The organism is Citrobacter sp. KTE151 (assembly GCF_000398845.1).
In the GTDB taxonomy this organism is placed as follows: Bacteria; Pseudomonadota; Gammaproteobacteria; order Enterobacterales; family Enterobacteriaceae; genus Citrobacter; species Citrobacter braakii.
In genome coordinates this window covers 289360-310908 of record NZ_KB976065.1, presented here as the reverse complement: position 1 = coordinate 310908, position 21549 = coordinate 289360, and the positions used below count along the sequence as shown (strand labels likewise).

Below are 21549 nucleotides of genomic sequence, written 5' to 3'. Positions count from 1 at the left end.
GCTGCTGCGCTCTCTGCTCGTTAACCGACGATCCCCATATAGCCGTGAATCCCCATATATAAGCCGACCATCGCGATGAGCGCGCTGGAAAAATAGGGGGCTTTGCGTGCCAGTGTGTTAAATCCGCTCCAGCGTTTGGCCGCCTGCTGCACGCTGATTGCCGCTCCCACGCCCACCGTTACCAGCGTTAGCGCCAGCCCGAGGCTGAAGCACAGCACCATAGTGGCACCCAGCGTGAAGGCTTTGAGCTGGATGCAAATCAGCAGTACCGTAATGGCGGCAGGGCAGGGGATCAACCCGCCAGTCAGACCAAACAATAATATTTGGCCGTTGGTGACCTCTTTGCCTGCAAAGCGGCGCTGAATATCGGTAGCATGTGCCCGCTCGTGGGCGTCCTGATACGCTTTTGAATCTTCGCTCAGCCCTGCTAACGCAGCATGGTTATGATCGTGGTCGTGGTCATGTTCGTGATGATGGTGGTGAGCTTCACCGTGGTTATGATGGTGGTGATGGTCATCATGATCGTGGTCATGATGCGTCTGGGTCAGCCAGTTCTGTTCTCCCTGCCAGGTTCGCCAGAACATCCAGAATGCGGTCCCGAGAATAATAATCGCCGAGACAAACTGCAGCCACGGCTCAACGGTCTGGGCAGTAAACGCTTTGCTGATATACATCCCGCCGAGCGCAATCAGCCATACCACTGCGGTATGCGACAGCGTTGCCGCCAGCCCCAGCATCACCGCCTGTTTGATGGTTCCCTTAATGGCAATAATAAAGGCCGCCATCATCGTCTTGGAATGCCCCGGTTCCAGACCGTGTAACACTCCTAATAGAATCGCGCTGGGAATGAAAAACCAGGCGTTGCCTTGCTGAAGAAGCGTAGAAAACTCACCCATGAGAATGATTCTTAGTTGTTTAATTTTGCCAGATTCTACTCCCCCCCAGTATTAAATACTACCCCCCAGTAGAATGACGATGGTATTGTCGCTACAGCCAGACGTTGAAAAGGTATTGCTATGTCACATACGATCCGCGACAAACAAAAGCTGAAAGCCCGAGCCAGTAAGATTCAGGGGCAGGTAGCGGCGTTGAAAACCATGCTGGATGAACCGCATGAATGCGCGGCGGTATTGCAGCAAATAGCGGCGATCCGCGGTGCGGTAAACGGGTTAATGCGCGAGGTGATTAAAGGTCATCTGACCGAGCACATTGTGCATCAGGGCGATGAAATTAAGCGCGAAGAAGATTTGGATGTGGTTTTGAAGGTACTCGATTCGTACATCAAATAAGTCAGTTTAACGGCTCATCCACATACTGATGAATGAGCCGTTAAAAACACGTTCTAGCCAAAAAACATCACAGATACGCACAGCAGACCGACAATCAGGGTGATCAGATTTCCCACTGAACGGTACGGCTTTAGCGCCGGGATCAGATAGGTAGATAATGTCGGCATGATAAACAGAATCATGGCAATCAGCGGCCCGCTAATCGCGTAAATCATTGAAATTGCATTAGGGTTAATGCAGCAAATGATAAACGTAATGGTCGAAACCAGCATAATGGACAGAGCGCGGTTAAAGGCCCGGCTTTTCTTCACTCCCACCTGATGCAACGATGTTTTTACCACCTCGGTTGCCCCTTCAATCACGCCAAAGTAGGTGCCGAGGAACGATTTTGACATCGCCACGACGGCGACAATGATCCCAGAAATCGACAGCCATGCTGGTGCGTTTGGCATCATCGATAGCGCAGACAGAATTGTCACGCCTTCATTTTTCGCGTCCTCGATATAGTTTGTCGGAATCGAAAGCAAACAGCTGAAGACGAAAAACAGCACGCTCAGGCAGATGATGACGTAGGCTACCTTCATGATTTTTTTGCATTTACCCATGGCCTGCTCGCCATATTTCTCACGTCGGTCGATGGCGAACGTCGAGATAATTGGCGTATGGCTAAAAGCGAAAACCATCACGGGAATAGATATCCAAACCTGATGAAGCGTGTGCTGATCGAAAGACATCTGGCCGGTGAGTAGCGTTGGCTGCCAGCTTCCGGTCAGGTAGAGCGAAAGGAACAAAAAGTACGCGATGAGCGGGAACACCAGAAAGCCCATTACCCGAATGGTTGCTTGTCGGCCCATCAGAAAAATCAGGTTCAGCACCAGCACCACGCCAAGACTGACCAGCATGCGAACACGCAGATCGATGGCGATATGTTTTGCCAGTTGTTCAGTGAGTGAATTGGTTATCGCCACGGCGTAGATCAGCACCACCACAAAGAAGGCAATAAAATAGAGGGTCGTGATCAGGCTGCCTATCTTTTTGCCGTAGTAGTGCGTAACTGCACCAGTGATCCCTTCACCTGCCGAGGTTTTTGAGGACAGGATAAACTGGCACAGCGCCTTGTGCGGCCAGTAGGTTAAAGGCCAGGCGACGAGTGCGGTGATAAACAGTACCACTGCGCCTGCAGAACCCAGCTGTATGGGGAGGAAGAGGGTTCCTGCGCCGACGGCAGTCCCATATAGTGCGAAGCTCCAGAGAGTATCTTCTTTTGACCAAAATTTCGACATTATTTGAACGTATCAACTATAAAATAAACAAAAAGAAGCGCAATTTACCACAAATGGCAGGGGCTGGGGGAGGTGTCAACAAGCGGGCGAGTGAATGGATCAAAAGCCGGAACCGAGAAGATTCCGGCTATTGTTTGAATTATCAGGCAGTAACGCGCTGCTGGCGACGCTTCATAACGCGCTCGCGTAAAGTGTCATAAGCCCAGTTATAGAACATGGTGTATGGCAGGAAGAACAGGAAGAAACCTATTTCCAGCGTGAATGCCTGGAGCAGGCTGACGTTCAGCACATACGCCACGATGCTCACCCCGATGACAATAAAACCGCTCTCGAAGCCTAAGGCGTGGAATGCCCGCACTTTAGCCGTACGTTTTACCAGGTGCGACGGCCACAGTCGGTCAAACAGGGCGTTATAAATGATATTCCAGATCATCGCCGTCGTGGCGAGAAGAATGGTCAGTCCGCCCATTTCCAGCACCGAGCGCTGCATCAACCATGCGGTGGTTGGTGCGAGGATCGCGGTGGCAATGCCTTCAAAGCAGACGGCATGAAAAATTCGCTCCAGTAACGAGCGGCGTTGGACTGTATCGTGTTGCATAATCTAAAACCTTCTTTGATGCCCGGATAACGGAATGGTGGCAATTTTATCGTTTTATGTGATATCTAAAAGATAGTATCCATCGATAAAGTAGATAGTTCATGCGTTACTCTCCTGAAGCGTTAACGGCATTTGTGGAGACCGTTTCCTGCGGCTCATTTTCTGCTGCGGCCCGGCGGCTGCGTAAAAGTCAGTCCACCATCAGCACGGCCATTGCGCATCTGGAAGCCGATCTCGGTTTTGCGCTGTTTGACCGCTCATCACGTCAGCCGACGCTAACCGAAGAAGGTAAGCGGGTGCTGGGCTATGTGCAGGCAATTTTGACGGCCAGCGAACGTCTTGATGAGGCAGCGATTTCGCTGTCGGGTGAAACGGAAGCGCGTCTGACCTTCGTTTTGTCTGACACGCTGCACCCGGATGTGCTGGAAGAATTGATGGTGCAGTTTGACCACAAGTTTCCCCATACCGAGTTTGAATGTCTGATTGGCGAAGATGAAGACGTGATCGATCTGCTGCAAAAAGGACGTGCTCAGGTTGGGTTGATCGAAGCGCGGGAGGATTACCCGACCGACATGGGCGTCACGCGTCTGCCGATGCAAACCTGGATGGGATTATACGTTGCGGCATCGCATCCACTGGCGACTCAAGAAAAACTGCAGTGGGAACAGCTACATACCTGGCGAGAGCTGCGGCTGAATACCTATCTGGAGAGCGGCACCAACGTGGCGCGCGGCCCCGTCTGGTCGGCGCCTAACTATTTGTTGCTGCTGAGTATGGCGGTGCAGGGATTCGGCTGGTGCGCGCTCCCTTGTGCGCTGGTGGAGGAGTTTGCGGCAGAAAAACCGCTGGTCCAATTGATGCTGCCCGGCTGGCCAAAGGCTATCTCTATCGATCTGCTGTGGAATAAGAAATCACCGCCTGGCGTGGCGGGAAGTTGGCTGCGCGACCATTTACAGCAGAGTGGCGTTCAGATGACCAATAAATGATACGAATTTCCTTTGTGATAAAAATCACCGTTTTTAAACAACCTTGATAACTCTTTTTAACAATCATCTACTATTGCGGTGTTATTTTGCGCTGAGGTGGTGATGAAAGAGGTTGTGATAGTCGGGGCGTTACGGACACCGATCGGCTGCTTCCAGGGGACGCTGGCGCGCCACTCTGCCGTTGAATTAGGTAGCATGGTAGTCAGGGCGTTACTGGATCGCACGGGCGTGGACGTTCACGCTGTGGATGAAGTGATCCTCGGACAGGTGCTTACCGCTGGTGCCGGGCAAAACCCGGCGCGTCAGTCCGCCATCAATGGTGGGCTACCCAATACCGTCTCCGCCATCACCATTAACGATGTCTGCGGCTCGGGTCTGAAAGCGCTGCATCTGGCGACCCAGGCTATCCAGTGCGGCGAAGCCGACATTGTCATTGCGGGCGGACAAGAGAATATGAGCCGTGCGCCGCATGTCCTTACTGATAGCCGTACCGGCGCACAGTTGGGCAACAGTCAACTGGTCGACAGCCTGGTGCATGACGGCCTCTGGGACGCTTTCAACGATTACCATATGGGCGTGACTGCGGAAAATCTGGCGCGGGAATATGGCATCAGCCGTGAACTGCAGGATGCCTACGCACTGCATTCGCAGCACAAGGCGCGGATGGCAATTGACGCCGGGCGCTTTAAAGATGAAATCGTGCCGGTGGTAACGCAGCGTAATGGGCAATCGTTCGTGGTGGATACCGACGAACAGCCGCGCACCGATGCCAGCGCAGAAGGGCTGGCGCGTCTGGATCCTACCTTCGACAGGCTCGGTTCAGTAACCGCGGGCAACGCGTCATCCATCAATGATGGCGCCGCTGCGGTGATGATGATGAGCGAGGCCAAGGCCCAGGAGCTGAATTTGCCGGTGCTGGCTCGCATTCGTGCCTTTGCCAGCGTCGGGGTCGATCCCGCGCTCATGGGAATTGCACCGGTGTACGCGACGCGCCGTTGCCTTGAGCGTGTTGGCTGGCAACTGGCTGATGTTGATCTTATCGAGGCCAACGAAGCCTTTGCCGCACAGGCATTGTCCGTTGGAAAAATGCTGGAGTGGGATGAACGGCGGGTGAATGTGAACGGCGGAGCCATTGCGCTCGGTCATCCGATTGGCGCATCTGGCTGTCGTATTCTGGTTTCACTGGTACATGAAATGGTGAAGCGTCGGGCGCACAAAGGGCTGGCAACGTTATGTATCGGCGGTGGTCAGGGCGTGGCGCTCGCTATCGAGCGAGATTAACCACCCGAAGTTTTCTCTGCTTAAACGCCTTTCCCACTGTATTTCCCCCTGCATCTATAAAAAAGCCCTCCAACAGGAGGGCAAGGCCAGTTACAGAAACATACACTCTAAACTCTGCTAACGTATCAAAACGACGTTTCATTTCATGTGATTAACAGCGCACTTTGTTAGAAAAGGTGTGTGAACGGCGTGTGAGGCTGGCTGTATTTTCAATGTCTTACCCCAACCCCTCATGAACTACTCTTGTTTATTTTTATCTATCTAATTGTTTTAAATGATTTTATTGAAACCATTCCCGCGATTTATATGCGCTAGCGTGATCGCAATTACACTTTTGATAATAAGATGCAGAAAAAGTGAAACGTTGTTTTATTTGTAATTGAAAACCTATTCCGGGAGGGATATCATGAGTGCATAAGATAAAACGGAACAGCGTTTTGCTATTCGTTTAAGCATTCACGGTCAATTTATCACTGGAGGTAAATGTGGACGTAAGACAAAGCATCCATAGTGCGCATGCGAAAACCCTGGACACTCAGGAGCTGCGTAATGAGTTTTTGGTCGAAGAAGTGTTTGTCGCAGATGAATACACCATGGTCTACAGCCACATTGACCGCATCATTGTTGGCGGCATTATGCCAGTGGCCAAAACCGTCTCTGTGGGTGGCGAAGTCGGCAAACAGCTGGGCGTAACCTACTTCCTCGAGCGTCGTGAGCTGGGTGTGATTAACATCGGTGGCCCGGGCACGATTACCGTTGACGGCCAGTGCTATGAAATTGGTCATCGTGACGCGCTGTACGTCGGGAAAGGGGCCAAAGAAGTGGTATTCGCCAGCATCGATACGGCGAAACCGGCGAAGTTTTACTACAACTGCGCGCCGGCCCACACGACTTATCCAACCAAAAAAGTCACGCCAGCAGACGTTGCGCCAGTGACGCTTGGCGATGACCTCACCAGTAACCGTCGTACCATCAACAAATATTTTGTGCCGGATGTGCTGGAAACCTGCCAGTTGAGCATGGGTCTGACCGAACTGGCGCCGGGTAACCTGTGGAACACCATGCCGTGTCATACCCATGAACGTCGTATGGAAGTCTATTTCTATTTCAATATGGAAGAAGATACCTGCGTCTTCCACATGATGGGGCAGCCTCAGGAAACGCGTCATATTGTGATGCACAACGAGCAGGCGGTGATTTCTCCGAGCTGGTCAATTCACTCCGGCGTTGGCACAAAAGCTTATACGTTCATTTGGGGCATGGTCGGCGAAAACCAGGTCTTTGATGATATGGACCATGTAGCCGTCAAAGATCTGCGCTAGTTGCGGGCGATAGCCGTGCCTGCTGCGGCGGGCATTATAAAAAATTAAGGATTTACAATGATTTTGAATGCATTCTCTCTTGAAGGTAAGGTCGCCGTTGTGACCGGTTGTGACACTGGCCTGGGTCAGGGTATGGCGTTGGGTTTGGCTGAAGCGGGCTGCGATATCGTGGGGATCAACATCGTTGAACCGACGGAAACTATCGAACGCGTGACCGCGCTGGGGCGCCGTTTTTTAAGTCTGACCGCCGACCTGCGTCAAATTGACGGCATTCCGGCGCTGCTGGAGCGCGCAGTGGCAGAATTCGGTCATATCGATATTCTGGTCAACAACGCAGGTCTTATCCGTCGTGACGATGCGATCGACTTCAGCGAAAAAGACTGGGACGACGTGATGAACCTGAACATTAAGAGCGTGTTCTTTATGTCTCAGGCTGCGGCGAAGCACTTTATCGCTCAGGGTAACGGCGGCAAAATTATCAACATCGCCTCTATGCTTTCTTTCCAGGGCGGGATCCGCGTGCCGTCTTACACCGCGTCTAAAAGCGGCGTAATGGGCGTCACCCGCCTGATGGCGAACGAGTGGGCCAAACATAACATCAACGTCAACGCAATTGCGCCGGGTTACATGGCGACGAACAACACTCAACAGCTGCGCGCTGATGAGCAGCGTAGCGCAGAAATTCTCGATCGTATCCCGGCGGGTCGTTGGGGGCTGCCGAGTGACCTGATGGGGCCGATTGTGTTCCTGGCATCCAGCGCATCTGACTATATCAACGGCTATACCGTTGCGGTAGACGGCGGCTGGCTGGCGCGTTAACCCGCTTTCCAGAACCGACAAACCCTGCCCTTTGGCAGGTTTTGTCGGTTAAACATAAAGTGAATGTAGCAATACACCGGAGGCGACATATTCATTCCCTCTGGAACAACATTATGCCGCCAGGCAGATTACGAACAGATAAAATTACGCAGGCAGAAAATCTTCGCGCATGGGCGTAAAGGTATCGAGTAGCGTTCCCGGTTTTAAACAGACGCAGCCATGCATAATGTTGGGCTGTTTATATAGGGTATCGCCTGCCCTAACGACATGCTTTTCTTCGCCGATGGTAAATTCAAACTCCCCAGACAAAACGTAAGTCAGCTGCTCATGCGGATGATTGTGCATCGGACCAATCGCGCCTTGCTCGAAGTTCACCTCAACCGCCATCATTTTACCGTCGTGAGCAAGAATGCGTCGGGTAACGCCATTGCCCAGATCTTCAAGGGTGGTCTCTTTATGAAAAATAAACATCCGGTATTCCTGTAATTAAAACAATGTTTCATTAAACCTATATCAGAAAATTAAAAAAAGAAATGCGCGCCAACAGATGTGGAAAGTTGATCACATCTTTGGTTCACTGGAGAGATAACAACAAATCAGGGGAAATGATGAAAACGATCGGTCTGTTAGGCGGTATGAGCTGGGAATCCACCATTCCTTATTATCGACTCATTAATGAAGGGGTAAAACAGCGTCTGGGTGGCCTGCACTCGGCACAGATTCTGTTGCACAGCGTAGATTTTCACGAGATCGAAGCCTGTCAGTCTGGCGGTGACTGGCAGCGGGCTGGGGAGATCCTCGCGCAGGCCGCCGCAGGGCTTCAGCAAGCCGGAGCGGAGGGGATTGTGTTGTGTACCAACACCATGCACAAAGTTGCTGAGGCGATTGAAACCGCCTGTGACGTGCCGTTCCTGCATATTGCCGATGCGACGGGGCGGGCCATACAAAAACAGCAGATGAGCAACGTGGCGCTACTGGGTACGCGCTACACCATGGAGCAGGATTTTTACCGCGGACGTCTACAGACTGAATTTGGTATTAGCACGCTTATTCCTGAGGCTGATGATCGTCAGAAAATAAACCAGATTATTTTCGACGAGCTGTGCCTCGGTGAGTTCAGCAACGCTTCCCGCGACTACTACCTGAGCGTAATTGATCAGTTGGCTAAACAGGGCGCTCAAGGGGTTATCTTTGGCTGTACCGAGATTGGTCTGCTGGTTCCAGCCGAGCTAAGTCCATTACCGGTTTTCGACACCGCGGCAATCCATGCGCAAGATGCGGTGGCGTTTATGCTTTCGTCTGTGGATACAAAATAGCCTCCAGCGGATCGATAAGTCTCGGGAGTTGAGCTTGCAGATGCGCCGTAAAAGCATCGACCAGCGCCGAGGCAGGGCGATGAAGTGGGTGGATCAGGCTGACCGTAAAGGGTACCGAAATGCTGAAGCGGCGGATAACCACTCCGCTGCTGGCATAATCCAGCGCGGTCAGTGGGTTTACCACCGAGATCCCCACGCCCGCCCGCACCATTGCACAAATTGAAGCGGCGCTGTGGGTTTCAATCACCATACGGCGCTTCACCTGATGTTCGTTAAACAGGGTGTCCAGTAGCTGACGATAACTGTCGGTCCGCGACAGGCTGATGTAGTTCTCTCCCTGAAAATCCTGTGGCGTTAATACCGCTTTCTCGGTCAGCGGATGCCCCTGCGGCAGTACACACACTTCATCCAGCGCCAGCAATTCGGTGCGTTTCGTTCCGGCAGGCGTATGCAGCGTTTCCGTTAACCCCAGATCGTGGCGCTGCGCCGACAGCCACTCTTCCAACAGTGGTGACTCCTGCGGCACGATCTGAATGTTGACCTGCGGATAGCGCGCGAGAAATGGCTGCAGCAGCGGCGGTAAAAAGGACTGTGAAAATACCGGCAGGCAAACAATCGACAATTCACCTTGACGAAATTCGCGCAGGCTTTCGGCGGCGCTCACAATTCTGTCCAGGCCGTACCACGAACGTTGTACCTCTTCAAACAGACGTAAGCCTTGCACGGTTGGATGCAGTCGGCCACGCGTGCGTTCAAACAGCGTTAATCCCAGGACTTTTTCGAATCGGGCCAGTTCCCGACTGACGGTGGGCTGCGAGGTATGTAGCATGCGCGCGGCTTCCGTCAGATTACCAGCGGTCATGATGGCGTGAAAAATTTCAATGTGGCGCAGGTTAACCGCGGGCATAGGCAATCCTCGAATGAGCTAATCCATATCATTTTTGCATAGACTCACGATAAAACGATATTTTTTATTCTTTTTGGGCTGTGGCGTAATCATAAAAAAGCCAATACCGGAGCACGCCATGCCACGCCCACTCAACAACACAGACACTGACCTGACCGCCGACAACCTGTTGCGCCTGCCTGCCGAATTCGGCTGCCCGGTGTGGGTCTATGATGCGCAGATTATTCGCGCGCAGATTGCCAAACTGAGTCAGTTTGACGTGGTGCGTTTTGCCCAGAAGGCATGTTCGAATATTCATATTTTGCGCCTGATGCGCGAGCAGGGCGTGAAGGTCGATTCCGTCTCGCTTGGCGAAATTGAACGCGCGCTGGCGGCAGGTTTTGTACCGGGCAAAGATGAGATTGTCTTTACCGCCGATATGATTGATGAAGCGACGCTCGCCCGGGTGCATGAATTGAGCATTCCGGTAAATGCCGGGTCGGTCGATATGCTGGAACAACTGGGCCAGCTCTCGCCGGGCCATCGCGTGTGGCTCCGCGTAAACCCTGGCTTTGGGCATGGACACAGTCAGAAAACCAATACCGGGGGAGAAAACAGCAAGCACGGTATCTGGTACAGCGATCTTCCGGCGGCGCTGGAGGTAATTCAGCGCTATAAGCTGAAGTTGGTGGGTATTCATATGCATATCGGCTCTGGCGTGGACTACGCGCATTTGGAGCAGGTGTGCGGCGCGATGGTGCGTCAGGTGGTGGAATTTGGTCAGGATCTGGAGGCGATCTCCGCAGGCGGCGGTTTATCAATCCCGTATCGCGAAGGTGAAGAGGCGATCGACACCGATCACTATTTTGGATTGTGGAACGCCGCGCGCGATAGTATTGCGCGTCATCTGGGTCATGCCGTCAAACTGGAGATCGAACCAGGGCGTTTCCTGGTCGCGGAAGCTGGTGTGTTAGTGGCGCAGGTGCGCAGCGTAAAAGAGATGGGCAGCCGTCACTTTGTGCTGATCGATGCGGGCTTCAACGATCTGATGCGCCCGGCCATGTACGGTAGCTATCACCATATCTCCGCGCTGGCGGGGGATGGTCGTTCTCTGCAACAAACTCCTCAACGGGAGACCGTGGTGGCCGGACCGCTGTGCGAATCAGGCGACGTGTTTACCCAGCAGGAAGGCGGAAATGTGGAAACCCGTCTGTTGCCTGCGGTGGTGCCGGGTGATTATCTGGTTTTGCATGATACCGGGGCGTACGGAGCGTCAATGTCGTCAAACTACAATAGCCGCCCGCTGCTGCCGGAGGTCTTGTTTGATAACGGCGTGGCGCGACTGATTCGTCGTCGCCAGACCATTGATGAGCTGTTAGCGCTGGAATTAATCTGAGTAAAGCTGGCCGGATAAGGTGCTTGCGTCGCCATCCGGCTCTTTTTCATATTACTTAAAGTACGGTCCGAGCGTTACTGAGTCACGTAATACCAGTTTGCCGGTAAACGGAGGGATCGGCTCCACGCTCTCACCGTTGGCCAGACGTATAGCCTGGTCGATTGCCGTGGTTATCATGGTATCAATCGGCAGATAAACGGTAGATAACCCCGGTTCCAGCCATTTGGCGCTGGGCGCATCATCAAAACCAAACAGCGAGACGTCCGTCGGGATCCTCAGCCCGGCCTGATGTAACGCTTTTGATGCACCTAATGCCATGTCATCGTTACAGGCGAACAGGGCGCTGAATTTCACCCCTTCCTCCAGTAGTTCTCGACAGGCTTCATAGCCTCGCGTCATCGTGGAGTCGCCGTATTTAACCTTATCAGGATCCCAGGGAATACCGTTTTTTTCCAGAGCCTTACGATACCCCATCAGGCGGGATTTACCGGTAGGCGTATGGCCTGGCACGGTGATGCAAGCAATATCGCTGTGCCCCTGCGAGATCAGATAATTGACCGCCTGATACGCCGCGTCTTCCTGCTCAAAGAAAATCGCGCGATCGCGGGCCTGACTGACATCACGGTTGATGACCAGCAAGGGCATCGCAATGCTGTTCATCAGCGACATAATCGCCTTTTCACTCATATAGCGGGTATAGAGAATAATGGCATCGCACTGCCTGTCGGCCAGCATTTGCACGGCTTCTTGCTCACGCTCCGGCGTGTCGTGACCATCGGTGACGATCAACTGCTTGCCGTGAGACTCCGTCTGGCGCGAGGCCTGTTGCAGCAGGCGGCCAAAGTAGAATCCATCAAATGTGGAAACCACCAGGCCAATGCTGTTGCTGGTGCGATTCGCCAAAGAGCGCGCTAAAAAATTGGGCCGATAATCGAGTGCCTGCATGGCCTTGAACACTTTCTGGCGCGTGCTCTCTTTTACCTGACCCGTTCCATTTAGTACGCGCGAAACGGTCGCTTTTGAGACGCCTGCGTGTCGTGAAACGTCCAACATCGTAGTCATGACGCAATCCTGGTTAATCGTTTGACGATGAGTTCCCCGGCTCTGTCAGCGCCGAAACGGAATGGCGACGCACCAGAGTTGGGTTAAAGACGTGGGTAATTTCAGGTGCGGGCCGCTTCTCCGCCAGCGCGAGCGCCAGTTCGGCGGCCTGGGTTGCCATCGTCACGATGGGATAGCGTACCGTGGTCAGACGTGGGCGCACATAGCGGGAAATCAGCACATCATCAAAGCCAATCAGCGAGATTTCTCCCGGCACATCAATGCCGTTATCATTCAATACGCCCATGGCGCCAGCCGCCATTGAGTCGTTGTAGCAGGCTACCGCAGTGAAGTTTTTGCCACGACCAAGTAACTCGGTCATGGCCTGTTCACCGCCGCTTTCATCCGGTTCGCCGAACGTCACCAGTCGATCGCTCACCGGTATATTGCTCTCCACCAGCGCGTCGTAATAGCCTTGCAGACGATCTTCCGCATCAGAAATACTGTGATTGGAACACAGGTAGCCAATGCGCGTATGGCCCTGCTGAATAAGGTGTCGGGTAGCGAGCCATGCGCCGAAACGGTCATCGAGGGCAACGCAGCGTTGTTCGAATCCCGGCAGAATTCGGTTAATCAATACCATGCCGGGGATTTGCTTCATTAATGAAGCCAAATCCGCATCCGGGATGATTTTGGCATGGACAACAAGGGCCGCGCAGCGGTGGCGAATGAGCTGTTCAATCGCCTGACGTTCCTTCTGTTCATTATGGTAGCCATTGCCAATCAGCAAAAAATTCCCGGTGTTATAGGCCACCTGCTCGACAGCTTTAACCATTGCCCCAAAGAATGGATCGGACACATCACCAACGACCAGTCCGATGGTTTCAGTGGATTGTTGCGCCAGTGCACGCGCATTCGCATTGGGGTGGTAGCTGAGTGATTCCATTGCACTCGTTACGGCCAGACGCGATGCTTCGCTGGCTTTGGGGGAATCATTGATCACTCGAGAAACGGTGGCGACTGATACACCAGCTAGTCGGGCTACATCCTTTATGGTCGCCATGATAGTACCTGTTGTGGGTAAACGCTTACATTCCGTCAGTGTTACGGAAAATGGCTGGCTGTTCAAGCAGATTGCCCGTCAGGACCTCGCAAATGTGAGCGCGCGCGAGCGAAGATAAGACAGAAAATAGAAAATGCTAATTTTTGCTTACACTTTGCGATGTGCTGTTGCGATTGTTCGCTGGTGGGAGAACTGAGCGGATTGCTAAAGTTGGGGTCCCAGAGGTATTGATAGGTGAAATCAACTTTCGGGTTGATCACTAGAATTACACCAGCCTGCGCAGATGCGCAGGTTTTTTTTGCCTTCAGCCTATCTGTAACAGTAACCGATAATTTACACAACTCGTTGCATTTGGGTTCATTCCTTTGCGTTTTCGTACTGGCGTATCTGGCTGCTGACGACCACAATCAAGATCCCAGAGGTATTGATTGGTGAGATTATTCGGTACGCACTTCGTACCTGTCTCTTGCACCGACCTGCGCGGATGCGCAGGTTTTTTTTCGGACTGTATTTACCTGTTTACCTGTCGCGCCCATTCCCCAACTCGTATACTCTCCCACCATTAATGTTTCTATAATTAATGGCACAGGGAGTTGAGATGCTATTTGGCTTTTTTCGTAATCTGTTTCGCGTGCTTTTCCGCGTTCGCGTCACGGGCAATGTCAGCGCGCTACAGGGAGAACGCGTTCTAATCACTCCCAACCATGTCTCATTTATAGACGGCATCCTGCTGGCGCTATTTTTACCGATTCGTCCCGTCTTCGCCGTTTACACCTCGATCAGCCAGCAATGGTATATGCGCTGGCTAACCCCGCTGATTGACTTCGTGCCGTTAGACCCAACCAAACCGATGTCGATTAAGCATCTGGTCCGTCTGGTCGAGCAGGGCCGTCCGGTGGTGATTTTTCCCGAAGGACGCATTTCGACCACCGGTTCGTTGATGAAAATATATGACGGTGCCGGGTTTGTCGCCGCGAAGTCGGGAGCGACGGTCGTTCCTGTCCGCATTGAGGGAGCAGAGCTTTCCCACTTCAGCCGCCTGAAAGGTCTGGTTAAACAGCGATTCTTCCCGCGTATCCAACTGCACATTCTACCGCCGACCCAAATGCCAATGCCGGAAGCCCCGCGAGCGCGCGATCGCCGCAAAATCGCCGGTGAAATGCTGCATCAAATTATGATGGAAGCACGCATGGCGGTACGCCCGCGTGAAACGCTATACGAGTCGCTGCTGGCGGCAAAATACCGTTTTGGCGCGGGCAAAAACTGCATTGAAGATGTTAACTTTACGCCAGACAGCTACCGCAAGCTGCTGACTAAGACGCTCTTTGTGGCCCGTATTCTGGAAAAATACAGCGCCGAAGGTGAAAAAATCGGCCTGATGCTGCCAAATGCGGGGATCAGCGCGGCGGTCATTTTTGGAGCCATTGCGCGTCGACGCATTCCGGCCATGATGAACTACACGGCGGGCGTGAAAGGGTTAACCAGCGCCATTACTGCGTCTGAAATCAAAACGATCTTCACTTCCCGACAGTTTCTCGATAAAGGCAAACTCTGGCATCTACCGGAACAGCTCACCCAGGTACGCTGGGTTTATCTGGAAGATTTAAAAGCCGATGTGACGTTGAGCGATAAGCTGTGGATTTTCTCACATCTGCTGGCACCGCATCTGGCGCAGGTGAAACAGCAGCCGGAAGAGGCTGCGGTGATCCTCTTTACGTCTGGTTCGGAAGGCCATCCGAAAGGCGTGGTTCACAGCCACAAGAGTATTCTGGCGAACGTTGAGCAGATTAAAACAATTGCCGATTTCACCGCCGATGACCGCTTTATGTCGGCACTGCCGCTGTTCCACTCCTTTGGCCTGACAGTGGGATTATTCACGCCGCTACTGACCGGTGCAGAAGTGTTTCTTTATCCCAGCCCGCTTCATTACCGCATTGTGCCGGAGCTGGTATACGACCGGAACTGCACCGTGTTGTTTGGTACTTCAACGTTCCTCGGCAACTATGCGCGTTTCGCGCATCCGTACGATTTCCACCGCCTGCGCTATGTGGTGGCAGGCGCGGAAAAACTGCAAGACAGCACAAAGCAGCTATGGCAGGAGAAATTTGGCCTGCGTGTCCTTGAAGGCTATGGCGTGACGGAATGTGCGCCGGTTGTGTCGATCAATGTGCCGATGGCGGCAAAATCAGGAACGGTAGGGCGCATCTTGCCAGGCATGGATGCCCGACTGCTGGCTGTTCCGGGTATTGAGGATGGTGGGCGTTTGCAACTGAAAGGCCCGAATATTATGAGCGGCTATTTGCGCGTCGAAAAACCTGGCGTGCTGGAAGTGCCGACGGCAGAAAATGCGCAGGGTGAGATTGAGCGCGGCTGGTATGACACCGGAGACATCGTCCGCTTTGATGAAAACGGCTTTGTACAGATCCAGGGGCGCGCCAAGCGTTTTGCTAAAATTGCCGGAGAGATGGTCTCGCTGGAAATGGTTGAGCAACTGGCATTGGCGGTATCTGCAGACAAAATGCACGCCACGGCGATCAAGAGCGATGCCAGCAAAGGTGAGGCGCTGGTGCTGTTCACTACCGACAGCGAACTCACGCGTGAAAAACTACAGCAGTATGCGCGAGCGCATGGCGTGCCTGAACTTGCCGTGCCGCGTGATATTCGCCACCTGAAGCAACTCCCATTACTCGGCAGCGGTAAGCCGGATTTTGTTACGCTGAAAAGCTGGGTCGATGAGCCGGAAAAACAACATGATTGAGTCAGCGCACACTAACACTTCAATCTGGTCCAAAGGGATGATGTCCGTCATCGCCGCGCAGTTTCTGTCGGCGTTTGGCGATAACGCGCTGCTGTTCGCCACGCTGGCGCTGCTGAAGGAACAATTTTATCCGGACTGGAGCCAGCCAATCCTGCAAATGGTGTTTGTGGGCGCTTACATCCTGTTTGCGCCATTTGTTGGACAGGTGGCGGATAGCTTTGCCAAAGGCAGAGTGATGATGTTCGCGAACGCCCTGAAACTGCTGGGCGCGGCGAGTATTTGCTTCGGCATTAATCCGTTTCTCGGGTATACGCTGGTGGGGATTGGCGCGGCCGCGTACTCACCGGCCAAGTATGGCATTCTCGGTGAATTGACCACCGGTGACAAACTGGTCAAAGCTAACGGCCTGATGGAAGCCTCCACCATCGCCGCGATTTTGCTCGGTTCTGTCGCCGGCGGCGTTCTGGCCGACTGGCATGTGATTGCCGCGCTTTCTGCCTGTGCGCTGGCCTATGCTGGCGCCGTGGTGGCTAACCTGTACATCCCGAAACTGGCCGCGGCTCGTCCTGGCCAATCCTGGCATCTGGGGAAAATGACGCGCAGTTTCTTCTGCGCCGCTTCTTCGCTGTGGCGCAACGGTGAAACACGTTTTTCGTTGGTCGGAACCAGCCTTTTTTGGGGCGCGGGCGTCACGCTGCGTTTTCTGCTGGTGCTGTGGGTTCCGGTGGCGCTCGGCATCACCGATAACGCTACGCCGACCTACCTCAATGCCATGGTAGCGATTGGGATTGTCGTAGGTGCGGGGGCGGCAGCGAAGCTGGTGACGCTGGAAACCGTGTCGCGCTGTATGCCAGCGGGGATCCTGATTGGCGTCGTGGTGCTGATTTTCTCACTTCAGCATGCGCTGCTTCCGGCTTACGCGTTGCTGATGCTTATCGGCGTGTCAGGTGGCTTCTTTGTGGTACCGCTGAATGCGTTGCTGCAGGAGCGGGGCAAGAAAAGCGTTGGTGCGGGTAATGCGATCGCGGTGCAAAACCTGGGCGAAAACAGCGCGATGCTGCTGATGCTCGGGATTTACTCACTGGCAGTGCTGGTGGGGATCCCGGCGGTAGCGATTGGTATTGGATTCGGCGCGCTGTTTGCGCTGGCGATTGCGGCGCTGTGGATTTGGCAGCGCCGCCAGCCTGGTACGAGATGAGTGAACAATGAATGTGCCGGATGGCAGCGTCGCCTTATCTGGCCTACAGAACGCAGCAATTTGTAGGTCTGATAAGCGTAGCGCCATCAGGCACTAACCGTCACGGTGCAGGATAGGTATACACCTGATGCACCGCTTCAATCTCTGCCAGTACTTCTTCGCTCAACTCCAGATGCAGGCTTTCAACGTTGGTTTTTAGCTGCTCCATCGTCGTGGCTCCCAGCAGGGTGCTGGCGACAAACGGCTGACGACGCACGAATGCCAACGCCATTTGCGCAGGATCCAGATTATGGCGTTTCGCGATATCCACATAGGCCGCAACGGCTTTTTGCGTTTGCTCGCCGCTGTAACGCGTGAAACGGCTAAACAGCGTATTGCGTGCACCGGCTGGCTTCGCGCCGTTCAGGTATTTACCGGTTAATGTACCGAAGCCAAGGCAAGAGTAGGCCAGCAGTTCAACGCCTTCATATTGGCTCACTTCCGCTAGTCCAACCTCAAAGCTGCGATTCAGCAGGCTGTAGGGGTTCTGAATGGTGGCGATGCGCGGCAGATCGTGTTTGTCCGCCAGGTGCAGGTAGCGCATCACGCCAAACGCGGTTTCATTGGACACGCCGATGTAGCGAATTTTCCCCGCGCGCTGAAACTCTGCCAGCGCGTCCAGCGTATCCAGCAGCGAAACGACTGGCGCAGAGTCCGTCCAGCTGTAGCCTAACTTACCAAAGCAGTTGGTCGGGCGCTGCGGCCAGTGAACCTGATACAGATCCAGGTAATCGGTTTGCAGTCTTTTCAGGCTGTCGTGCAGCGCTTCACGAATATTTTTACGGTCCAGCGCCTGATTCGGTCGAATACCGCTGTCGTTGTTACGTGAAGGTCCACTGACCTTAGAAGCAACGATTAGCTTTTCACGGCTGCCGTGTTTGGCGAGCCAGTTACCTACGTAGGTTTCGGTGAGACCCTGGGTTTCAGGACGCGGCGGTACCGGATACATCTCGGCAACGTCGATCAAATTTATGCCTTGTTCTACGGCATAATCGAGCTGTGCATGTGCGTCGGCTTCGCTGTTTTGTTCACCAAACGTCATTGTGCCCAGCCCCAGTGTACTGACTTCAAGCGAGCTGTGGGGTATACGGTGATATTGCATAGCCGTTTCCTTTTTATAATCACGACATAAGGATTATAAAAATGGCTGAGGGAAGAGAAAAAGGGAAGTAAAATTGTTAAGGCCAGCGCGCTGCTGACCTCAACCATCAGCGTTCAATGATTTGAGACACATCATCGCGATTAATCTGCATCGCATTGCCTTGCTGGTCGTGATAGCTCACCAGACCGGTATCATCGTCAATTTCTGGTTTTCCATCGGTCAGGATCATTCGACCATCTTTTGTCGCCATTACATAATCACTGCTGCATCCGGAAACGGCAAAAGCCAGTCCTACGGCGGAAATCAAAACTGCCCATTTTTTCATCTGCTTATCCTCACATGGCCTGCATCTGACAATAGTTTAGTAATAACGCGAAGTTGTGCATGGCGAAAGCAGTAAAATCTTAAACTGTGAGAAGAGGTAGGTGTGGCGCGCATTCGCTCCCCGTGCGGGGAGCGATGGATTTCATCAGAGCGGATTTTTTTTATTACGCCACAGGTTCAAGGTCTCTACCGCAATAGAGAAGAACATGGCGAAATAGATATATCCTTTCGGAACGTGGACGTCGAAACTTTCCAGAATTAGCGTGAAACCGACCAGAATCAGGAACGAGAGCGCCAGCATTTTTACCGAAGGATGGCGATCGACAAAATCGCCAATCGGGCGTGCAGCAAACATCATCACACCCACGGCAATCACCACTGCCGCCATCATGATAAACAGATGATCGGACAAGCCTACCGCAGTAATCACGGAATCCAGGCTGAAGATAATGTCTAACAACATGATCTGCACAATCGCGCCCAGAAAAGAGGAAACGCGGGTTTTCAGTCCCTCTTCCTCACCTTCAATGGATTCATGGATCTCCTTACTGGCTTTCCAGATCAGGAACAATCCCCCCAGTAGAAGGATCAGGTCGCGCGCTGATATTGCCTCGCCAAACACTTCGAATAGCGGGTTTGTCAGACGCGTTACCCAGGCGATAGAGGCCAGCAGTGCCAGACGCATGATCATCGCCGCCGCAAGCCCAATACGTCGGGCATGATTGCGTTGCGCTGTCGGGAGTTTGGCTACAACCAGAGAGAGGAAAATAATATTGTCGATCCCAAGAACGATCTCCAGCAGCGTCAGCGTACCGAGCGCAAGCCAGGCGTTAGGATCGGTTATCCATGCAAATAACATCGAACAAAGTCCTGCCAAAAAAAAGAAGCGGTAATTATAGGCCCGTAACGCGGCGGGTGAAAGACCGGACGGTGCCTATTGCGCCTGGAACAAGAAATGTCGCTCAAGCAATGCGCGCGTGAAGTTCTTTTTCAAGTAAAAACCGCGTGGTAGGGTCAGGATGGGTTCGCCATGGGCGCCAATGGCCTCGGTAAGCGCTCGGGCGTTGGCGGCTTTAGGACGCAGCTGTAGCACTTCCCCATGGCGGGCAGTGATGCGTTCGACGTGGCCTAACACTATCATGTCCATCAACTCTTCCCAGTCCAGACGCAATTGCCGGTCTTCTTCTTCATTCGGGCTCCACAGCAGGGGAGAACCGACGCGGCGCTCAGCCAGCGGGATGCTGCGTTCGCCTTCTACCGGGATCCACAGAACGCGTTTAAGTTTGTGCCGCACATGGCTGGTTTCCCAGGTAACGCCGGTATTGCCGGTTAACGGTGCCACGCACACAAAGGTGGTTTCCAGCGGTCTGCCAAGGCTATCCACTGGGATTGTTTTCAGCTCCACGCCCAGCGCCGCAAAATCCTGTTCCGGTTTGCTGCCCGCACTAGCGCCGAGCCAGATTTCCAGTAGTACGCCAATCCAGCCTTTATCGCGCTTGAGATCCTTGGGGGTAACGAGTCCTGCCATTGCCGCCAACTCTCCCAGCGCGTAGCCCGAAAGCAGCTGTGCCTGGCTCAACAACTGGGCTTCAGATTCAGGGGGAGAAAGCAGCGGATGGAGTTCTGACATCGGGTTAACCCTTAGGTGAAAAAATGAGCAAAGATTTTATACCGTGTGGACAGAGTTTATCTTTTTCCACATGCTTTATTCAATTCTATGATTTATATTGGTTTTTAGATTTACATACGCAGAGTTGCGCAACAGCGAAGCGGGTTTTCCAATTCTGGTCACTGACAATGAACAGGATCTTACACCATGTTATCCACAGAAAGATGGGATAACTGTGAAAAACCCCCACTACTGTTTCAATTTACAGCCTTGACGTGCGACGAAAATCGAATTTTCACACAAATTGTGCCTAACTTATTGGCATAATCTGTGGATAAAACCAACGCTGGTCGATCTTTCATCAGCCTGAAGATCGTGTGCGTGATATACGTCACATTTCTATGGGTTTATTTGCGCTTAACGGTTTTAACTTAATGAATATAGAAGACTATTTTTGATATGTGACGAATGTCTTATTCGGACTGTTCTGGGTTTTCCCATAGTAATTCCGTACTTCTTCACAACTATATCCACAGAAAAGGTGAATAAAATCGCCTTGCTTGCCCTTCTTCTGTTTATAACTCCGCCCTTAGCTGTGAGTTATTCAATTGTTATTAGAGTATCGCGCCCTTAACAGAGTGGTTTACCGCCTCTCTGGAGTGTGAAACAATCGTTTGTATATAAGGTTTATATTGAGGTAGTCCGGTGATTGATGACGATGGCTACCGCCCGAATGTAGGGATAGTAATTTGTAACCGCCAGGGGCAGGTCATGTGGGCCCGGCGATTTGGTCAGCACTCCTGGCAATTCCCGCAAGGTGGGATAAATGCAGGAGAGACAGCAGAGCAGGCGATGTACCGGGAACTCTTTGAAGAAGTGGGTCTCAGTCGTAAAGATGTACGGATCCTTGCTTCTACTCGTAACTGGTTGCGTTACAAGTTACCGAAACGTTTGGTGCGTTGGGACACGAAGCCGGTTTGTATCGGCCAGAAACAAAAATGGTTTCTTCTGCAATTGGTCAGCAGCGATGCTGAAATCAATATGCAAACCAGCAGTACACCTGAGTTCGACGGCTGGCGCTGGGTGAGTTACTGGTATCCGGTTCGACAGGTGGTGTCATTTAAACGCGATGTCTATCGCAGGGTGATGAAAGAATTCGCAAGTGTTGTCATGGCGCTTCAGGAGAGCACTCCTAAGCCGCAAAGCGCACCTGCGTACAGACGTAAAAGAGGTTAAGCT

21 protein-coding genes are annotated in these 21549 nt (G+C 52.8%); 10 read left to right on the top strand and 11 right to left on the bottom strand.

Annotation, left to right across the window (positions count from 1 at the left end; all coding sequences use genetic code 11):
- Window positions 1-20: 20 nt before the first annotated feature.
- A complete protein-coding gene (locus WC7_RS07155) occupies window positions 21-896 on the bottom strand; it encodes a nickel/cobalt efflux protein RcnA (protein ID WP_016154293.1) in 876 nt (291 codons plus the stop codon).
- 120 nt (window positions 897-1016) lie between these two features.
- Between WC7_RS07155 and rcnR the strand changes: the two genes are divergently transcribed.
- The gene (rcnR, locus tag WC7_RS07160) at window positions 1017-1289 is read left to right on the top strand and encodes a Ni(II)/Co(II)-binding transcriptional repressor RcnR (RefSeq protein WP_016154292.1); all 273 of its coding nucleotides are present in this window, start codon (window positions 1017-1019) and stop codon (window positions 1287-1289) included.
- A 53-nt stretch (window positions 1290-1342) separates the two neighbouring features.
- Here rcnR and WC7_RS07165 read toward each other — a convergent pair whose 3' ends face one another.
- Window positions 1343-2572, bottom strand: coding sequence for an amino acid permease (locus WC7_RS07165; protein WP_016154291.1), 1230 nt, complete (start codon window positions 2570-2572; stop codon window positions 1343-1345).
- Window positions 2573-2714: 142 nt separating this feature from the next.
- Window positions 2715-3170, bottom strand: coding sequence for a multidrug/biocide efflux PACE transporter (locus WC7_RS07170; protein WP_016154290.1), 456 nt, complete (start codon window positions 3168-3170; stop codon window positions 2715-2717).
- Between the two features lie 101 nt (window positions 3171-3271).
- Between WC7_RS07170 and WC7_RS07175 the strand changes: the two genes are divergently transcribed.
- The 4 genes from WC7_RS07175 to kduD all read left to right on the top strand — a co-directional run bounded on the left by WC7_RS07175 (window position 3272) and on the right by kduD (window position 7578).
- Window positions 3272-4156, top strand: coding sequence for a LysR family transcriptional regulator (locus WC7_RS07175; protein WP_016154289.1), 885 nt, complete (start codon window positions 3272-3274; stop codon window positions 4154-4156).
- A gap of 102 nt (window positions 4157-4258) precedes the next feature.
- Window positions 4259-5437, top strand: a complete 1179-nt coding sequence (locus WC7_RS07180; RefSeq protein WP_016154288.1) for an acetyl-CoA C-acetyltransferase — start codon at window positions 4259-4261, stop codon at window positions 5435-5437.
- 485 nt (window positions 5438-5922) lie between these two features.
- Entirely contained in the window at window positions 5923-6759 is an 837-nt protein-coding gene (gene kduI / locus WC7_RS07185; protein WP_016154287.1) for a 5-dehydro-4-deoxy-D-glucuronate isomerase, read from the top strand.
- Window positions 6760-6816: 57 nt separating this feature from the next.
- On the top strand, window positions 6817-7578 hold the full coding sequence (gene kduD / locus WC7_RS07190; RefSeq protein WP_016154286.1) for a 2-dehydro-3-deoxy-D-gluconate 5-dehydrogenase KduD: 762 nt from the start codon (window positions 6817-6819) through the stop codon (window positions 7576-7578).
- A 144-nt stretch (window positions 7579-7722) separates the two neighbouring features.
- On the opposite strand, the gene WC7_RS07195 is transcribed toward kduD, so the two are convergent.
- Window positions 7723-8049, bottom strand: coding sequence for a cupin domain-containing protein (locus WC7_RS07195; protein WP_016154285.1), 327 nt, complete (start codon window positions 8047-8049; stop codon window positions 7723-7725).
- A 137-nt stretch (window positions 8050-8186) separates the two neighbouring features.
- Between WC7_RS07195 and WC7_RS07200 the strand changes: the two genes are divergently transcribed.
- Window positions 8187-8894, top strand: a complete 708-nt coding sequence (locus tag WC7_RS07200) for an aspartate/glutamate racemase (RefSeq protein WP_016154284.1) — start codon at window positions 8187-8189, stop codon at window positions 8892-8894.
- On the opposite strand, the gene WC7_RS07205 is transcribed toward WC7_RS07200, so the two are convergent.
- Entirely contained in the window at window positions 8866-9801 is a 936-nt protein-coding gene (locus tag WC7_RS07205) for a LysR family transcriptional regulator (RefSeq protein WP_016154283.1), read from the bottom strand. The two genes, WC7_RS07200 and WC7_RS07205, sit on opposite strands and share 29 nt — an antisense overlap.
- A 118-nt stretch (window positions 9802-9919) precedes the next feature.
- On the opposite strand from WC7_RS07205, the gene lysA reads away from it, so the two are divergent.
- Window positions 9920-11176, top strand: coding sequence for a diaminopimelate decarboxylase (lysA, locus tag WC7_RS07210; RefSeq protein ID WP_016154282.1), 1257 nt, complete (start codon window positions 9920-9922; stop codon window positions 11174-11176).
- A 51-nt stretch (window positions 11177-11227) separates the two neighbouring features.
- On the opposite strand, the gene WC7_RS07215 is transcribed toward lysA, so the two are convergent.
- Complete coding sequence (locus WC7_RS07215) at window positions 11228-12238, bottom strand: LacI family DNA-binding transcriptional regulator (protein ID WP_008785715.1); 1011 nt, start codon at window positions 12236-12238, stop codon at window positions 11228-11230.
- A 13-nt stretch (window positions 12239-12251) separates the two neighbouring features.
- Window positions 12252-13280, bottom strand: a complete 1029-nt coding sequence (gene galR, locus WC7_RS07220) for an HTH-type transcriptional regulator GalR (protein WP_016154281.1) — start codon at window positions 13278-13280, stop codon at window positions 12252-12254.
- 598 nt (window positions 13281-13878) lie between these two features.
- On the opposite strand from galR, the gene aas reads away from it, so the two are divergent.
- Together aas and lplT are read left to right on the top strand one after the other, a co-directional pair.
- The gene (gene aas / locus WC7_RS07225; protein WP_016154280.1) at window positions 13879-16038 is read left to right on the top strand and encodes a bifunctional acyl-ACP--phospholipid O-acyltransferase/long-chain-fatty-acid--ACP ligase; all 2160 of its coding nucleotides are present in this window, start codon (window positions 13879-13881) and stop codon (window positions 16036-16038) included.
- Entirely contained in the window at window positions 16031-17236 is a 1206-nt protein-coding gene (lplT, locus tag WC7_RS07230) for a lysophospholipid transporter LplT (RefSeq protein WP_016154279.1), read from the top strand. Before aas ends, lplT begins: the two co-directional genes overlap by 8 nt.
- A 100-nt stretch (window positions 17237-17336) precedes the next feature.
- On the opposite strand, the gene WC7_RS07235 is transcribed toward lplT, so the two are convergent.
- From WC7_RS07235 to mutH, 4 genes are all read right to left on the bottom strand, one after another.
- Window positions 17337-18377 (bottom strand): NADP(H)-dependent aldo-keto reductase, encoded by a 1041-nt coding sequence (locus WC7_RS07235; RefSeq protein WP_016154278.1) that lies wholly within the window; start codon window positions 18375-18377, stop codon window positions 17337-17339.
- A gap of 106 nt (window positions 18378-18483) precedes the next feature.
- Window positions 18484-18702 (bottom strand): lipoprotein YgdR, encoded by a 219-nt coding sequence (gene ygdR, locus WC7_RS07240; protein ID WP_000758660.1) that lies wholly within the window; start codon window positions 18700-18702, stop codon window positions 18484-18486.
- Between the two features lie 144 nt (window positions 18703-18846).
- The gene (locus WC7_RS07245) at window positions 18847-19560 is read right to left on the bottom strand and encodes a TerC family protein (protein ID WP_016154277.1); all 714 of its coding nucleotides are present in this window, start codon (window positions 19558-19560) and stop codon (window positions 18847-18849) included.
- Window positions 19561-19635: 75 nt separating this feature from the next.
- Complete coding sequence (gene mutH, locus WC7_RS07250) at window positions 19636-20331, bottom strand: DNA mismatch repair endonuclease MutH (protein ID WP_016154276.1); 696 nt, start codon at window positions 20329-20331, stop codon at window positions 19636-19638.
- 684 nt (window positions 20332-21015) lie between these two features.
- Here mutH and rppH point away from each other — a divergent pair.
- Window positions 21016-21546 carry an RNA pyrophosphohydrolase gene (gene rppH / locus WC7_RS07255; RefSeq protein ID WP_003825602.1) on the top strand — a complete coding sequence of 177 codons (531 nt, stop codon included), beginning with the start codon at window positions 21016-21018 and terminating at the stop codon, window positions 21544-21546.
- Window positions 21547-21549: the final 3 nt, after the last annotated feature.

Bases quoted from the DNA above. Each gene is read 5' to 3' on its own strand.
- galR (WP_016154281.1), bottom strand. From the start codon at position 13,280: ATGGCGACCATAAAGGATGTAGCCCGACTAGCTGGTGTATCAGTCGCC.
- aas (WP_016154280.1), top strand. From the start codon at position 13,879: ATGCTATTTGGCTTTTTTCGTAATCTGTTTCGCGTGCTTTTCCGCGTT.
- WC7_RS07155 (WP_016154293.1), bottom strand. From the start codon at position 896: ATGGGTGAGTTTTCTACGCTTCTTCAGCAAGGCAACGCCTGGTTTTTC.
- WC7_RS07205 (WP_016154283.1), bottom strand. From the start codon at position 9,801: ATGCCCGCGGTTAACCTGCGCCACATTGAAATTTTTCACGCCATCATG.
- WC7_RS07170 (WP_016154290.1), bottom strand. From the start codon at position 3,170: ATGCAACACGATACAGTCCAACGCCGCTCGTTACTGGAGCGAATTTTT.
- WC7_RS07215 (WP_008785715.1), bottom strand. From the start codon at position 12,238: ATGACTACGATGTTGGACGTTTCACGACACGCAGGCGTCTCAAAAGCG.
- WC7_RS07175 (WP_016154289.1), top strand. From the start codon at position 3,272: ATGCGTTACTCTCCTGAAGCGTTAACGGCATTTGTGGAGACCGTTTCC.
- rcnR (WP_016154292.1), top strand. From the start codon at position 1,017: ATGTCACATACGATCCGCGACAAACAAAAGCTGAAAGCCCGAGCCAGT.
- WC7_RS07235 (WP_016154278.1), bottom strand. From the start codon at position 18,377: ATGCAATATCACCGTATACCCCACAGCTCGCTTGAAGTCAGTACACTG.
- lysA (WP_016154282.1), top strand. From the start codon at position 9,920: ATGCCACGCCCACTCAACAACACAGACACTGACCTGACCGCCGACAAC.
- WC7_RS07200 (WP_016154284.1), top strand. From the start codon at position 8,187: ATGAAAACGATCGGTCTGTTAGGCGGTATGAGCTGGGAATCCACCATT.
- lplT (WP_016154279.1), top strand. From the start codon at position 16,031: ATGATTGAGTCAGCGCACACTAACACTTCAATCTGGTCCAAAGGGATG.
- WC7_RS07180 (WP_016154288.1), top strand. From the start codon at position 4,259: ATGAAAGAGGTTGTGATAGTCGGGGCGTTACGGACACCGATCGGCTGC.
- WC7_RS07165 (WP_016154291.1), bottom strand. From the start codon at position 2,572: ATGTCGAAATTTTGGTCAAAAGAAGATACTCTCTGGAGCTTCGCACTA.
- kduD (WP_016154286.1), top strand. From the start codon at position 6,817: ATGATTTTGAATGCATTCTCTCTTGAAGGTAAGGTCGCCGTTGTGACC.
- WC7_RS07195 (WP_016154285.1), bottom strand. From the start codon at position 8,049: ATGTTTATTTTTCATAAAGAGACCACCCTTGAAGATCTGGGCAATGGC.
- mutH (WP_016154276.1), bottom strand. From the start codon at position 20,331: ATGTCAGAACTCCATCCGCTGCTTTCTCCCCCTGAATCTGAAGCCCAG.
- WC7_RS07245 (WP_016154277.1), bottom strand. From the start codon at position 19,560: ATGTTATTTGCATGGATAACCGATCCTAACGCCTGGCTTGCGCTCGGT.
- ygdR (WP_000758660.1), bottom strand. From the start codon at position 18,702: ATGAAAAAATGGGCAGTTTTGATTTCCGCCGTAGGACTGGCTTTTGCC.